This window comes from Enterobacter sp. BIDMC93 (assembly GCF_001037805.1).
Taxonomy (GTDB): domain Bacteria; phylum Pseudomonadota; class Gammaproteobacteria; order Enterobacterales; family Enterobacteriaceae; genus Enterobacter; species Enterobacter hormaechei_C.
This window is the reverse complement of sequence record NZ_KQ089962.1, coordinates 2,072,051-2,086,790: the sequence shown is the minus strand read 5'-3', so window position 1 is coordinate 2,086,790 and position 14,740 is coordinate 2,072,051. Positions and strand designations below refer to the sequence as shown.

At 57.4% G+C, this 14,740-nt stretch carries 14 protein-coding genes; 5 read left to right on the top strand and 9 right to left on the bottom strand.

Features of this window, described 5'->3' with window-relative positions; all coding sequences use genetic code 11:
• Window positions 1–150 precede the first annotated feature (150 nt).
• Both SK58_RS09870 and SK58_RS09865 read left to right on the top strand, forming a co-directional pair.
• On the top strand, window positions 151–483 hold the full coding sequence (locus SK58_RS09870; RefSeq protein WP_017383366.1) for an RcnB family protein: 333 nt from the start codon (window positions 151–153) through the stop codon (window positions 481–483).
• Window positions 434–913, top strand: a complete 480-nt coding sequence (locus tag SK58_RS09865) for a GNAT family N-acetyltransferase (protein WP_048219769.1) — start codon at window positions 434–436, stop codon at window positions 911–913. The genes SK58_RS09870 and SK58_RS09865 overlap by 50 nt, the downstream gene beginning before the upstream one ends.
• Window positions 914–1,002: 89 nt before the next feature.
• Here the strand turns inward: SK58_RS09865 and apbC are convergent, their stop codons facing one another.
• Entirely contained in the window at window positions 1,003–2,112 is a 1,110-nt protein-coding gene (apbC, locus tag SK58_RS09860) for an iron-sulfur cluster carrier protein ApbC (RefSeq protein WP_017383367.1), read from the bottom strand.
• A gap of 137 nt (window positions 2,113–2,249) precedes the next feature.
• Here apbC and metG point away from each other — a divergent pair, with 137 nt between their 5' ends.
• The gene (gene metG / locus SK58_RS09855; RefSeq protein WP_015572338.1) at window positions 2,250–4,283 is read left to right on the top strand and encodes a methionine--tRNA ligase; all 2,034 of its coding nucleotides are present in this window, start codon (window positions 2,250–2,252) and stop codon (window positions 4,281–4,283) included.
• Between the two features lie 108 nt (window positions 4,284–4,391).
• Here metG and SK58_RS09850 read toward each other — a convergent pair whose 3' ends face one another.
• From SK58_RS09850 to SK58_RS09840, 3 genes are read right to left on the bottom strand one after another with little or no spacing between them, the layout of a single operon-like run.
• Window positions 4,392–4,862 (bottom strand): YehS family protein, encoded by a 471-nt coding sequence (locus SK58_RS09850; RefSeq protein WP_015572337.1) that lies wholly within the window; start codon window positions 4,860–4,862, stop codon window positions 4,392–4,394.
• Window positions 4,863–4,908: 46 nt separating this feature from the next.
• Entirely contained in the window at window positions 4,909–5,628 is a 720-nt protein-coding gene (gene btsR / locus SK58_RS09845) for a two-component system response regulator BtsR (protein ID WP_015572336.1), read from the bottom strand.
• On the bottom strand, window positions 5,622–7,307 hold the full coding sequence (locus SK58_RS09840) for a sensor histidine kinase (RefSeq protein ID WP_032648895.1): 1,686 nt from the start codon (window positions 7,305–7,307) through the stop codon (window positions 5,622–5,624). The genes btsR and SK58_RS09840 overlap by 7 nt, the downstream gene beginning before the upstream one ends.
• A gap of 218 nt (window positions 7,308–7,525) precedes the next feature.
• On the opposite strand from SK58_RS09840, the gene mlrA reads away from it, so the two are divergent.
• Window positions 7,526–8,266: an HTH-type transcriptional regulator MlrA gene (mlrA, locus tag SK58_RS09835; RefSeq protein WP_075262142.1), complete on the top strand. Its 741-nt coding sequence runs from the start codon at window positions 7,526–7,528 to the stop codon at window positions 8,264–8,266.
• 69 nt (window positions 8,267–8,335) lie between these two features.
• Window positions 8,336–8,449, top strand: a complete 114-nt coding sequence (locus SK58_RS22280) for a protein YohO (RefSeq protein ID WP_017383372.1) — start codon at window positions 8,336–8,338, stop codon at window positions 8,447–8,449.
• Here the strand turns inward: SK58_RS22280 and SK58_RS09830 are convergent.
• The 5 genes from SK58_RS09830 to bglX form a co-directional block, all read right to left on the bottom strand.
• Window positions 8,424–9,161 carry an ABC transporter permease gene (locus tag SK58_RS09830; protein WP_017383373.1) on the bottom strand — a complete coding sequence of 246 codons (738 nt, stop codon included), beginning with the start codon at window positions 9,159–9,161 and terminating at the stop codon, window positions 8,424–8,426. The two genes, SK58_RS22280 and SK58_RS09830, sit on opposite strands and share 26 nt — an antisense overlap.
• Entirely contained in the window at window positions 9,145–10,095 is a 951-nt protein-coding gene (locus tag SK58_RS09825) for an ABC transporter ATP-binding protein (protein ID WP_015572334.1), read from the bottom strand. Before SK58_RS09825 ends, SK58_RS09830 begins: the two co-directional genes overlap by 17 nt.
• The gene (locus SK58_RS09820) at window positions 10,088–11,245 is read right to left on the bottom strand and encodes an ABC transporter permease (protein WP_017383374.1); all 1,158 of its coding nucleotides are present in this window, start codon (window positions 11,243–11,245) and stop codon (window positions 10,088–10,090) included. The genes SK58_RS09825 and SK58_RS09820 overlap by 8 nt, the downstream gene beginning before the upstream one ends.
• Before the next feature lie 12 nt (window positions 11,246–11,257).
• Window positions 11,258–12,175 carry a glycine betaine ABC transporter substrate-binding protein OsmF gene (locus SK58_RS09815; RefSeq protein ID WP_015572333.1) on the bottom strand — a complete coding sequence of 306 codons (918 nt, stop codon included), beginning with the start codon at window positions 12,173–12,175 and terminating at the stop codon, window positions 11,258–11,260.
• 136 nt (window positions 12,176–12,311) lie between these two features.
• Entirely contained in the window at window positions 12,312–14,609 is a 2,298-nt protein-coding gene (bglX, locus tag SK58_RS09810; RefSeq protein WP_048219764.1) for a beta-glucosidase BglX, read from the bottom strand.
• Window positions 14,610–14,740: the final 131 nt, after the last annotated feature.

The window sequence follows — 14,740 nt, the reverse complement described above, 5'->3', positions numbered from 1 at the left end:
AATTAATGACGGTTGCGACTACACAAAACCGTGCACTTTTGTTACATTTTTTGCAAACTCACCCTGTGAGGATACTTAAAATGAACTGTCTGCCATCCGTTAGCGGATCTGCACACAAAAAGTATCAGTAACGATATGACTGGAGAAAAAATGGCTAAGCGTAAATTGTTGCTTCTGGGTGTATTACTGTCACTGGCGGGGGCCGCGCACGCTGCACCGCAAACATCGACAGCGCCTTCCGGCATCAAGGCCTATGAAGAGCAAGAGTTTATTGCCGATTTTACGAAGTTTAAAATCGGCGACACCGCGCCCGCGCAGTATCAGACGCCTGAGTACACCATCAAACAGTACCAGCTGCGTAACCTTCCCGCGCCCGATGCCGGCACACACTGGACCTACATGGGTGAGAATTATGTTCTGATTGGCGATGCCGATGGCAAAATCTACAAAGCCTATAACGGAGATATTTTCTATCACCGCTGATACGATCCTAATCCGTCCGTGGCAGGAGAGCGATCGCCCTTTCCTGCGCACGCTCTTCCTTCACGCCCGACGTGAAGCCTGGCCGTGGATGGACAGTTCTGCGTGGCAGCTTGAAGATTTTGACGCGGCAACCCTGGACGAAGGGATTTGGGTGGCGGAGCAGGATGGGCACCGACTTGGCTTTGCCTCAGTCTCGACGAACGATAATTTTCTGCACAACCTGTTTGTCGATCCGAACTATCAGAGCATGGGCGTCGGACATGTGTTGCTTGAACACGTGCAGAAGACGTTTACCAGCACGGGTTCACTCAAGTGTCTGGTGAAGAATGAGCGGGCGGTTGCGTTTTACCAGCGCCACGGCTGGCACATTGAGGCGACGGGAGATTCTCCGGACGGAGAGTATTATTTGATGCACTATCGGCTTGGGTAAAGTCAGGTGGCGCTACGCTTACCTGACCTACAAAATCGAGGTAGGCCGGGTAAGGCGAAGCCGCCACCCGGCACTAACGCGCAGAGGCGTTACACCGCGCGGAAGGCGATTTCACCCGGAATGACTTCGCCCTGCCAGTAAAGCTGCGCCGCAACGCGCCCCGCCAGCTGACGATAGATTTCCGTGAATTCGCTATCCGGACGGCTGACCACCGTTGGCTTACCGCTATCCAGATCTTCACGCAGTGTGATATGCAGCGGCAGTTGCCCCAGCAGTTGCGTGTGGTATTGCGCCGCCAGCTTTTCGGCGCCACCGGTACCAAAGATAGGCTCATGGTGCCCGCAGTTGCTGCAAATATGCATGCTCATGTTCTCGACGATACCCAGTACCGGCACCTCTACCTTCTCGAACATGACGATACCTTTTTTGGCGTCGATCAGCGCGATATCCTGCGGCGTGGTGACCACGACGGCGCCGGTGACCGGGATGTTCTGCGCCAGCGTCAGCTGGATATCACCTGTGCCCGGCGGCATGTCCAGTACCAGATAATCGAGGTCAGGCCACATTGTCTCCTGCAACATTTGCAGCAGCGCCTTGCTGGCCATCGGGCCACGCCAGACCATTGCGTTATCGTCCGTGACCAGGTAACCAATGGAGTTGGTCGCCAGACCGTGCGCCACGATTGGCGCCATATGGGTGCCGTCCGGCGAAGTTGGACGCTGGTTTTCCGCCCCCAGCATGTTTGGAATGGACGGGCCGTAGATATCCGCATCCAGAATGCCGACTTTCGCCCCTTCAGCCGCCAGCGCAAGCGCCAGGTTCACGGCGGTCGACGATTTACCCACCCCGCCCTTGCCCGAGCTGACGGCGATGATGTTCTTCACGCCGTTAACGCCCGGCTGATTTTTCACGCGCTTGAGCGTGGCGATGCTGTGGCTTAGCTTCCAGTCAATTGCTTTTGCGCCGGTAATGCGCAGCAGCTCAGAGCTGGTTTGCTCTTTCAGAGCATCAAAGGCGCTGGTCCAGACGAACGGCATCTGTAGCTCAATGTGCAGCGTATCGTCCAGCCATGCGACGTGATGAAGCGCTTTCAGCGTCGTGAGATTGTGCTTCAGGGTTGGATGCTGAAAATTAGCCAGCGTCCCGGCGACCATTGCTCGTAAGGCTTCCGGTGATTTGGCCTGGGATTGAGAACTCATCCCGACTCCTTTGTTCTTGTGAATAAGACCTTAGACAAACAAGTTTACCTGAAAGGCCGCGGTTTGTGCTTACTTAATAATGCCCCTTTTGGTAATATCGAAAACCCTTTTCACAGTTAAAAGAAGTAATGCCTACTATGACTCAAGTCGCGAAAAAAATTCTGGTAACGTGCGCCCTGCCGTACGCCAACGGCTCAATCCACCTCGGCCACATGCTGGAGCATATCCAGGCTGATGTCTGGGTCCGTTACCAGCGAATGCGCGGCCACGAGGTGAACTTCATCTGTGCGGACGATGCCCACGGCACGCCGATCATGCTGAAAGCGCAGCAGCTGGGCATTTCCCCGGAACAGATGATCGCCGAAATGAGTCAGGAGCATCAGACCGATTTTGCTGGCTTTGACATCAGCTATGACAACTATCACTCCACGCACAGCGACGAAAACCGCGAGCTGTCAGAGCTGATCTACACCCGTCTGAAAGAGAACGGTTTCATTAAAAACCGCACCATCTCTCAGCTGTACGATCCGGAAAAAGGCATGTTCCTGCCGGACCGTTTCGTCAAAGGCACCTGTCCGAAATGTAAATCCCCGGATCAGTACGGCGATAACTGCGAAGTGTGCGGCGCGACCTACAGCCCGACCGAGCTTATCGAACCGAAATCCGTGGTTTCCGGCGCGACGCCGGTGATGCGTGACTCCGAGCACTTCTTCTTCGACCTGCCGTCGTTCAGCGAAATGCTGAAGGCGTGGACCCGCAGCGGTGCATTGCAGGAGCAGGTCGCGAACAAAATGCAGGAGTGGTTCGAATCCGGTCTGCAACAGTGGGATATCTCCCGCGATGCGCCCTACTTTGGCTTCGAAATCCCGAACGCGCCGGGAAAATATTTTTACGTCTGGCTGGATGCGCCGATTGGCTACATGGGGTCGTTCAAGAATCTGTGTGACAAGCGCGGCGACACCGTCAGCTTCGACGAATACTGGAAGAAAGATTCCGATGCCGAGCTGTATCACTTCATCGGTAAAGACATCGTTTACTTCCACAGCCTGTTCTGGCCAGCAATGCTGGAAGGCAGCAACTTCCGCAAGCCGACCAACCTGTTCGTACATGGCTACGTAACGGTGAACGGCGCGAAGATGTCTAAATCTCGCGGGACGTTTATTAAGGCCAGCACCTGGCTGAACCACTTCGACGCGGACAGCCTGCGCTACTACTACACCGCGAAGCTCTCTTCCCGCATCGACGATATCGACCTGAATCTGGAAGATTTCGTGCAGCGCGTGAACGCGGACATCGTCAACAAGGTGGTGAACCTGGCGTCCCGTAACGCAGGTTTTATCGCCAAACGCTTTGACGGCGTGCTCTCTGCGGAACTGGCCGATCCTGAGCTGTATAAAACCTTCACCGACGCCGCCGCTGCGGTTGGCGAAGCCTGGGAAAGCCGTGAATTCGGTAAAGCCATTCGCGAAATCATGGCGCTGGCAGACGTGGCCAACCGCTATGTCGACGAGCAGGCGCCGTGGGTGGTGGCGAAACAGGAAGGCCGCGACGCCGACTTGCAGGCGATCTGCACCATGGGTCTGAACATGTTCCGCGTGCTGATGACCTGGCTCAAGCCGGTTCTGCCGCAGCTGGCAGCCCGCGCGGAAGCATTCCTGAACACCGAACTGACCTGGGATGCCATCCAGCAGCCGCTGCTCGGCCACAAGGTGAACACCTTCAAGGCGCTGTATAACCGCATCGAGATGAAGCAGGTTGACGCGCTGGTGGAAGCATCCAAAGAAGAGGTGAAAGCGGCCGCCGCACCGGTGACCGGCCCGCTGGCGGACGATCCGATTCAGGAGACCATCACCTTTGATGATTTCGCCAAAGTCGACCTGCGCGTGGCGCTGATCGAAAACGCGGAGTTCGTGGAAGGTTCTGACAAACTGCTGCGTCTGACCCTGGATCTGGGCGGCGAGAAGCGTAACGTCTTCTCCGGCATTCGTTCCGCGTATCCCGATCCGCAGGTGCTGATTGGTCGTCAGACCGTGATGGTGGCAAACCTGGCGCCGCGCAAAATGCGCTTCGGCATCTCTGAGGGGATGGTGATGGCCGCAGGCCCGGGCGGGAAAGATATCTTCCTGTTAAGCCCTGACGAAGGCGCGAAGCCGGGTCAGCAGGTGAAGTAATAAAAAAGCCGGATGAGAATCCGGCTTTTTTTTGCCCGGCGGCGCTACGCTTGCACGGGCCTACGGGTTTTGTAGGCCGGGTCAGGCGAAGCCGCCATCCGGCTAAAATCACCCCTTCTGGTTATGCACCCGCTGCGTCAACCCACGCAGGAAATAACGCAGAAACTGATCCCCACACTCGCGGTAATTCTTATGATCCGGCGCGCGCATCATGGCGGTGATTTCCGGCATCGACACGCGAAATTTCTGCTCGGTCATGATCGCCAGAATGTCGTCAGTTTTCAGGGAGAAAGCAATACGCAGCTTTTTCAGCACCGTGTTGTTATTCACCCGACGCTCCAGCGCCAGCTCAGGCGCAGATTCATCTTTGCCGCGCTTGTCGTAGATCAGGCCATTCAGAAAGCCCGACAGAATAATGTCCGGGCAGCGAACAAAACCCTCTTCATCTTCTTTAGTCATCCAGGTGTCGAACCCGGCGGACGTGGATTCCATGTCGGAGAGCGCAAGAATGCGCACCATGTCATTATTGTTCGCTTTCAGGGTGTAGCGCAGGCTACGAAGAATATCGTTACTTAGCATAGAGCCTTCGAATGTCGATGATGCAATGGCGCGCAGTGTACCAGTTTTACAGCCCTATCGCCTCTTTCAAACTTTTCAGGTAGCGACGACTGACGGGAACGGTTTGCCCGGCACGTAACACCAGCTCGGCCTGGCCGTTATCTTCCAGACGGATCTCTTTCAGGTGCGCCATGTTCACCAGATACTGACGATGGCAGCGGATTAGCGGCGTGCGGCTCTCCAGCGTGCGCAGGGTCAGCTCGGTAAAGCCTTCGTTACCTTCAGCGCTGGTGACGTATACCCCGCTCAGACGGCTGCTGACAAAGGCAACGTCGTCCATTTGCAGGAGGTAAATCCGGCTGTGCCCGGTACAGGGTATAAACTTCAGGGGCTGCTGATGCTCCGGCAGCAGCGTCACGTCCTGCACGGTACGCTCCTGATGCAGGCGGGTCAGGGTCTTTTCAAGCCGTTTCTCTTCAATCGGCTTCAGCAGATAATCAAATGCGTGCTCTTCAAACGCCTTTACCGCGTACTCATCAAAGGCCGTCAGAAAGACGATATAGGGACGGTGCTCCGGGTCGAGCATGCCGACCATCTCCAGCCCGCTGATGCGCGGCATCTGAATATCGAGGAACAGCACGTCCGGGCGCAGTTTATGCACCGCACCGATGCCTTCAATCGCATTGGCACATTCCCCCACAACCTCGATATCACTCTGCTCCTGCAACAGAACACGCAGGTTTTCCCGTGCTAACGGCTCATCATCGACAATCAGCACTCTTAACATGCGTTCTCCTCCAGCGGCAATCGTAAGGTAATTCGGGTATAGCGGTCTGGCTCACAGGCGACGGTGATACCGCAGTCGTCACCAAAATGCGCGCGCAGGCGTTTATCCACCAGGCTCATGCCCAGACCGCCTGACGCGGAAGCTTCATACAGCCCCGCGTTGTCTTCAATATCCAGCACCAGATGGCGGTTAAAACGGGAAGCGGAAATCATAATCTCTCCACTTCCCAGCAGCTGCGACGTCCCATGCTTAATGGCATTTTCTACAATCGGTTGCAGGGTAAAGGCCGGAAGATGCTGATACGCCAGATCGTCCGGGACGGATAACGACACCTGTAAACGTGACTGGAAGCGCGCTTTTTCAATTTGCAGATAGGCGTTTACATGCTCAATCTCGTCCGCGAGGGTGACGATCTCCGAGGGTCGCTTCAGATTTTTGCGGAAAAAGGTCGAGAGAAATTGCACCAGCTGCGCGGCCTGATCGCTGTCGCGGCGGATCACCGCCTTCAGCGTGTTGAGCGCGTTAAACAGGAAATGCGGGTTCACCTGAGCGTGCAGGAGCTTAATTTCTGACTGCGTCAGCAGCGCTTTTTGCCGTTCATACTGCCCCGCCAGGATTTGCGCCGAAAGCAGCTGGGCGATCCCCTCCCCCAGCGTGCGGTTGATGGAGCTGAACAGGCGGTTTTTGGCTTCGTAAAGCTTAATAGTGCCCATGACGCGCTGGTTTTCGCCCCGCAGGGGAATGACCAGCGTAGAGCCGAGTTTGCACTGCGGATGCAGGGAACAGCGGTACGGCACTTCATTTCCGTCGGCATACACCACTTCACCCGTTTCAATAGCGCGCAGGGTATAGGCCGAGGAGATCGGTTTGCCCGGCAGATGGTGGTCGTCGCCGGTACCGGTAAACGCCAGCAGCTTCTCGCGATCGGTAATCGCCACGGCTCCGATATCCAGCTCTTTATACAGCACCTGCGCCACCTTCATACTGTTCTCCTCGTTGAATCCCTGCCGCAGGATCCCTTCCGTCGACGCCGCAACTTTTAAGGCGGTGGCAGAAAATGCCGAGGTGTATTTTTCGAACATGGCGCGTTTGTCGAGCAGAATGCGCATAAACAGCGCCGCACCTACGGTATTGGTGACCATCATCGGTGCGGCAATGCTGCTGACCAGATGTAACGCATCGTCAAACGGGCGCGCGATCAGCAGGATGATCGCCATCTGCGCCATTTCCGCCACGAAGGTAATCGCCCCTGCGGTAAAGGGACTGAACACTTTATCCGGGCGACCGCGCTTAATCATATAGCTGTGGACGAGACCACCGAGCAACCCTTCGACGATGGTGGAGATCATGCAGCTCAGCGCCGTCATACCGCCCATCGAATAGCGGTGCAGGCCGCCGGTTAACCCCACCAGACCGCCGACAACCGGGCCTCCGAGCAGCCCGCCCATTACCGCGCCGATGGCGCGCGTATTGGCGATGGAATCTTCGATATGGAGACCAAACCAGGTCCCCATAATGCAGAATATGGAAAATACGACGTAGCAGAGGAATTTGTGCGGCAGACGGACGGTGACCTGCATCAGCGGGATAAACAGGCGCGTTTTGCTCATCAACCAGGCGATGACAAGGAACACGCACATCTGCTGAAGCAACAGCAGCACCAGATTAAACTCGTACATACTCACAAACCGCACATTCTAAAAACGCGTAACATACACTGATAGCGGTTAACTTTCTTTGAAACGTGCCAAAAAAGCGATAAATCGTGTCCGCCATCACACCTTTTGCCGGAGATAACCTGTCTTTCGTATAATTTGTACAAAAAAGAATCAAATCTTCCTGGTTCCGCAAAGTGGGTCTACAGTTAAGCTGGGGACGCGCAAGCCTGGGGGCGAAAATGGCGCTTTACACAATAGGTGAAGTGGCACTCCTGTGTGATATCAATCCCGTTACGCTACGGGCGTGGCAGCGACGGTATGGATTGCTTAAGCCGCAAAGAACGGACGGCGGGCACCGCCTGTTTAACGATGCGGATATTGACCGGATCCGCGAGATCAAAAGCTGGATCGACAATGGCGTACAGGTCGGCAAGGTAAAATCGCTTCTGAGCCATGATGATCCAGATACGCAGCTTCTCTGGCGCGAGCAGCAGGAAACGCTGCTGAGGCTGTTGCAGAGTGGCAATTTGCAGCGTCTGCGCGGCTGGATCAAAGAACAGGGTCGAGACTACCCGGCGCAAACCCTGATCACCCATCTTTTTATTCCCCTACGGCGTCGGCTTCAGTGTCAGCAAACCACCTTACAGGCACTGCTCAGCATGCTTGATGGCGTGCTGATTAACTATATTTCCGTCTGTCTTGCCTCAGCGCGGAATAAAAACAGCAAAGATGCGCTGGTGATTGGCTGGAACGTACACGATACCACCCGGCTGTGGCTCGAAGCCTGGATTGCCACCCAGCAGGGCTGGCGCGTTGACGTGCTTGCCCACTCCCTGGCCCAGCTCAGGCCGGAACTGTTTGAGGGACAGACGCTGCTGGTCTGGTGCGGCGAAGTCCCCTCCGCTTCCCAGCAGCAGCTCCTGACGGAATGGCGCGAACATGGTTATCCCGTTTACTCGCTGGGGCCAAATGCGTCGTAACGGCATTTAATGGTTCATTAACAGCTGCGCTTCACCGTATAATTGTTCCGTTAACAACAGGAGCACATGATGAAGGCAACGAAACTGGCCGTAATTACCCTCTTTGCACTGATGGCCATCAGCGGTATCGGTGGCGTTATGCTTGCAGGTTATTCATTTATTGTTCGCGGCGGTGTTGGCTGAGGTATCCGGCCAGGCGTTCAAACAGGCGATCCACGACAATCGCCGCCAGCGCAACCAGAACCGCCCCCTGAATAATGTAAGCCGTATTAAATCCGCTTAACCCGATAATGATCGGCGTTCCCAGCGTATTGGCTCCGACCGTCGAGGCGATGGTTGCCGTACCAATGTTGATAATCACGGACGTTCGCACGCCGGCGATAATCACCGGTGCGGCCAGCGGCAGTTCGACCTTCACCAGCCGCTGCCAGGCGCTCATCCCCATCCCTTCCGCTACGCTCAGCACCGATGCAGGCACCGCCGCAATCCCCGCCAGCGTCCCTTGCAGAATGGGCAACACGCCGTACAAAATCAGCGCAATGATGGCAGGCTCCTGCCCAAAACCAATCGCCGGCACGGCAATCGCCAGCACGGCCACCGGCGGGAAGGTCTGCCCCGTTGCGGCGATGGTCTCCACCAGCGGACGAAACTCCCTGCCCGCAGGTCTCGTCACCGCAATCCCGGCGCCTGTGCCCAGCACGATGGCAATCACGCTTGACACCGCCACCAGCCAGAAGTGCGCCAGGGTGAGATTAACAAAGCTCTCCTGCTGGTACACCGGGCGCGGCAGCCCGGGAATAAGCGCATTAAACAGCGCCGCGCTGTGCGGCATCAGGTAGAGTAAGGCGATAAACAGCCCTGTCAGCCAGAGTAACGGATCACGGACCCACTTCACGCGTCACCTCCCCCGCCAGCAGATCGCGAAAATGGATCGTCCCGCATGGCGTCCCCTGCCCGTCCGCAACGGGTAATACCTCGCACTGCCGGGCGACAAACGCCGACAGGGCATCGCGCAGGCTCATCCCATCGTGCAGCGGTTCACCACCGATTTGCGCATCCTGCGGACGCAGGTAGTCCCTAACGGTGCGCAGCGAGAGCAGCCTGACGCCCAGCTCGCTGCGGCCAAAAAATTCACGCACAAAATCATTCGCCGGCGAGGTTAACAGCTCAAGCGGCGTACCCTGCTGGACGACTTCGCCGTGATCCATCAGTATCAGACGATCGGCCAGCCGCAGCGCTTCGTCGATATCATGCGTCACCAGCACGATGGTGCGCCCTAGAATACGGTGGATGCGACTCATCTCCGCCTGAAGTGCGCCGCGGGTGACCGGATCCAGCGCGCCGAAGGGCTCATCCATCAGCAGCACCTGCGGGTTAGCGGCCAGCGCGCGCGCCACCCCGACCCGCTGCTGCTGTCCGCCGGAAAGCTGGTGCGGATAGCGGTCGCGAAGCGACGCGTCCAGGCCCAGCAGCGCCATCAGCTCGTCGACACGCTCATTGATCTTCCCCCGGGACCATTTTTCCAGCTGTAGCACGGTGGCAATGTTCTGGGCCACCGTCCAGTGGGGAAACAGGCCGATGGACTGAATGGCGTAGCCCATACGCCGCCGCAGTTCCAGCACCGGCAGGCTGCGGATCTCCTCTCCGGCAAAGCGAATCGTCCCGCTGTCATGTTCCACCAGCCGGTTGATCATCTTCAGCGTCGTCGATTTTCCCGACCCCGACGTCCCGATCAATACCGAGAACGCCCCCTCGGCAAAATGCAGATTGAGGTGGCTTGCCGCCGGACGGCCCGCAAAGGTTTTACTCACATCATGAAATTCAATCATTGGCTCTTCTCCTGAGCAGCGCGAGCCACAGGGCAAACAATGCATCCAGTACGACCGCCAGCGCAATCGTGGGCACAACACCCAGCAGCACCAGATCCAGCGCGCTGCTCAGCAGCCCCTGGAACACCAGTGCCCCAAAGCCGCCCGCCCCGATCAGCGCGGCAATCACCGCCATCCCCACGGTTTGCACCGTCACCACCCGCAGGCTGCGAACCAGCAGCGGAAGCGCAAGCGGCAGCTGTATTTTCCAGAAACACTGGCGCGCACTCATCCCCATCGCATGGGCGCTTTCCAGCACGTCAGGCGGAACCTGGCTTAACCCCGCCACCACGCCGCGCACCAGCGGCAGCAGCGCATACAGCACAAGGGCGATAAGGGCAGGCGTCAGCCCGGTTCCGGCAATGCCTGCCGCCGCCAACGCAGGGAAGGATTTCACCAGACCGGCCAGGGGGGCAATCAGCAGGCCAAACAGGGCAACGGAGGGGATGGTCTGAATAACGTTGAGCACGGTAAAGACGGCACCCTGGCGGCTGGGATGCCGGTAGCACCCGATGCCCAGCGGCACGCCCAGCAGCAGCGCCGGGATCAGCGTCCCGAACAGGATCGTCAGATGTTGCGCCAGCGCGTTGTCAAACACCTCCTGGCGGTTGGCGTACTCTTTTAACAGCGAGAGTTGATTCAGATCGCCGCTGAAGAGGATCAGCAGAGGGATGACCCAGAATTGCGCGTTCAGCAGCCAGCGCCAGACGGGTAGCGGCGTGAGACGGCGAATGGCATCGCTACAGACCAGCAGACAAAGTGCCAGCCACAGCCACAGCCCGCTGCCAATCGACGTGCGCGCCAGCGGGCTTTCAACCGAGGCCATCTGCGTTGCCGCCTGTCCCGCGCTCCAGAACAGCACGATAAACAGTGCTTCGCTGAGCAGAAGCGTCAGCCAAAGGGCGGCTCGCCCTGGCCAGAAGGCTAAGGCTACAGTACTCGCCAGCGCCGCGCCCAGCAGTAGCGGCGTAAATGACCAGATCTGCCAGAGCGCGCGCGGTTCGCCCGACACCAGACGGTTTGGCGCGACATTTACAAAGGGTAACGCGACCGCCGCAATGGCCACACAGGCCAACAGCAGCAGGACGCGGTTATGACATTTTATTGGCACAGCCTTGTCCCGTTACTTCACAAGCCCTTGTTGTTTCAGGAAGTCGGCAGCCACCTTTTTGGCATCCAGCCCCTCAACGGCAATGCTGGCATTCAGCTGTTGCAGCGTTTTCGCATCCAGTTTTTCAAACACCGGTTTGAGCCATTCCGCAATATCCGGGTAGGCTTTCAGCACCGCCTCGCGCACGACCGGGGTTGGGGCGTAAATGGGCTGAACGCCTTTCGGGTCGGTCAGGGTTTGCAGACCAAGCGCCGCGACCGGGCCGTCGGTGCCGTAGGCCATCGCCGCGTTGACGCCGGAGGTTTGCTGCGCCGCCGCCTTAATGGTCACCGCCGTGTCGCCGCCCGCCAGCGAGAGCAGCTGAGACTGATCGAGCTTGAAATCATAGGCTTTTTCAAACGCTGGCAGGGCATCAGCGCGCTCGATAAACTCTGCCGAGGCCGCGAGCTTAAACTCGCCCTTCTCTTTCAGGTAGCGGCTGAGATCGTCAAGCGAGGTGAGCTTGCCTTTCTCGGCAATATCTTTACGCACCGCGATGGTCCAGGTGTTGTTGGCCGGTGCCGGCGTAAGCCAGACCAGCTTATTTTTTTCCGCGTCCAGCTTTTTGACTTTTTCGTACCCGGCTTTGGCATTTTTCCAGGCCGGATCGTTTTCATCCTTGAAGAAGAATGCCCCGTTGCCGGTGTATTCCGGGTAGATATCCAGCTCGCCGGACGTGATGGCACCGCGTACGACAGGTGTGGTGCCAAGCTGTACTTTATTGACCGTTTTCACGCCGTGGCTTTCGAGTACCTGCAAAATGATATTGCCGAGCAACGCGCCCTCGGTATCAATTTTGGAACCCACCTTAACCGGCTCTGCGGCCTGTAGCGGCAGGCTTAGCGCCGCCAGAAGCACCGCCGATCCTGTTATCCCCTTAATAATCGTCATTCTGCTTTCCTCATTATTTTGTGGCCTTTTTCATAGGCTTGAGACAAAAGCGTAGCTTAAAACAGCGAATTTAACCGTTTTTCGTACAAGATGAGAGGCATCCCCCGCCAGGCGGGGGATGGGGAGGAAGGTAAGATTATTGCAGCTCGAATTCGGCTTTGTTCACGCGGGCGGAATCCACGCCAATGAAGACGTTGAATTTGCCAGGCTCGGCATCGTATTTCATCTGCTGATTCCAGAACTTCAGCGCATTCACGTCAATCGGGAAGCTGACCGTTCTGGTTTCGCCCGGTTTCAGGTTGACCTTCTCGAAGCCGCGCAGCTGTTTCACCGGACGGCTCATGGAGGCCGTGACATCCTGAATGTACATCTGGATCACCGTCGCGCCTTCGCGTTTGCCGCTGTTGGTCACCTCCACGCTGGCGGTCACTTTGCCGTCATGCTTCAGGGTCGGCGCCGACATTTTCACGTCAGACACCTTGAAGGTGGTGTAGCTCAGGCCATAGCCAAACGGATACAGCGGGCCGTTCGCCTCATCGAAATAACGAGACGTGTACTTGTTCGGCTTGTCGGCGTTATACGGACGACCGGTGTTCAGGTGGCTGTAGTAAACCGGGATCTGCCCGACGGAGCGCGGGAAGGACATCGGCAGCTTGCCGGACGGGTTGTAATCGCCAAACAGTACGTCGGCAATGGCGTTACCGCCTTCGGTACCGGCGAACCAGGTTTCCAGAATGGCATCAGCCTGCTGGTCTTCTTTCACCAGCGCCAGCGGACGGCCGTTCATCAGCACCAGCACCAGCGGTTTGCCGGTGGCCTTCAGGGCGGCGATCAGATCGCGCTGGCTTTGCGGAAGGGTGATATCGGTACGGCTGGAGGCTTCGTGCGCCATCCCCTGCGCTTCACCCACGACCGCGACAACAACATCAGACTGCTTCGCGGCGTTAACCGCTTCGTCGATCATCTCTTTTGGCGTGCGCGGATCCACCTTCACCGCTTCCTCGTACTGATTGAGGAAGGTGACGATGTCTTTATCGTCGGTGACGTTTGCGCCTTTGGCGTACACCACTTTCGCGTTTTCACCGACGGCATTTTTAATGCCGGTCAGCACGGTGACGGACTGATCCGCCACGCCTGCGGCGGACCAGCTGCCCATGACGTCGCGCTTGCTGTCGGCCAGCGGACCAACCACGGCAATGGTGCCGGATTTTTTCAGCGGCAGCGTGTCGAGACGGTTTTTCAGCAGCACCAGGCTTTCGCGCGCTACTTCCCGGGCTTCTTTACGGTGCAGACGGCTTTCGGCGTTAGTGTCCGCCGGGTCTGAATCCTTCGGCCCCAGATGGCTGTAAGGATCGTTAAACAGCCCCATGTCATATTTCACGTTCAGCACGTGGCGAGCGGCGTCGTCCAGCTCTGCCATCGTCACTTTGCCGCTCTTCACCAGCCCCGGCAGGTATTTGCTGTAGTACTCGTCGCTCATGCTCATGTTGATGCCGGACTTGAGCGCCACGCGTACCGCGTCTTCCGGATCGGACGCCGTGCCGTGTTTAATCAGCTCTTTAATCGCGCCGTGGTCAGAGACGGTAATGCCCTTAAAGCCCCACTGGTCGCGCAACACGTCTTTCAGCAGCCACGAATCGGAGGTGGCAGGCGTGCCGTTGAGAGAGTTCAGCGCTACCATCACCGCCCCGCTGCCCGCGTCCAGCCCTGCCTTGTATGGCGGCATGTAGTCGTTGAACAGGCGCTGTGGGCTCATGTCGACGGTGTTGTACTCTTTACCGCCCTCCACCGCGCCATAGGCGGCGAAGTGCTTGACGCTGGTCATCACCGAGTAACGATCTGCCGGGCTTTTGCCCTGCATCGCTTCCACCATGGTTTTGCCCATCGTGGCGGTTAAATACGTGTCTTCACCGAAGCCCTCCGAAGCGCGGCCCCAGCGCGGATCGCGTGAGACGTCAACCATCGGCGCCCAGGTCATATTCAGGCCGTCGTCTGCGGCTTCATATGCCGAAACGCGCCCGACGGTTTTCACCGCATCAAGATTAAAAGAGGAGGCTAAGCCGAGGCTAATCGGGAAGACGGTACGCTGGCCGTGCACCACGTCATAAGCGAAGAACAGTGGAATTTTCAGGCGGCTCAGCTCCATCACCTGATCCTGCATCTTGCGGATATCCTGGCGGGTAACGGTGTTAAAAATGGCCCCTACCTGCCCGTCTTTGATCATCTCGCGAATGGCTTCTTTCGGGTTATCCGGACCGACGCTGATCAGGCGCAGCTGGCCGATTTTCTCATCGACCGTCATCTTTTTGAGTAAATCCGTGACAAAGGCGTCGCGGGCTTCGGGCGTGAGCGGGTGATTACCAAACAAATCCTCTGCCAGCGCAGGTTGCAGCGCCAGGCTGACGGCGACACCTACAGAACATAGCCATTTCATGTTGTTATTCTCTCTCATCAATAACCGCGGGAAGCACCCGGCCAGACCGTGCGAAAAGCGCAGTGTGCCATAAAGCCTGAAAACCTTGCAGGGTTATTCTCTGATTTTTCTCATGAATACCCGACCGCTCA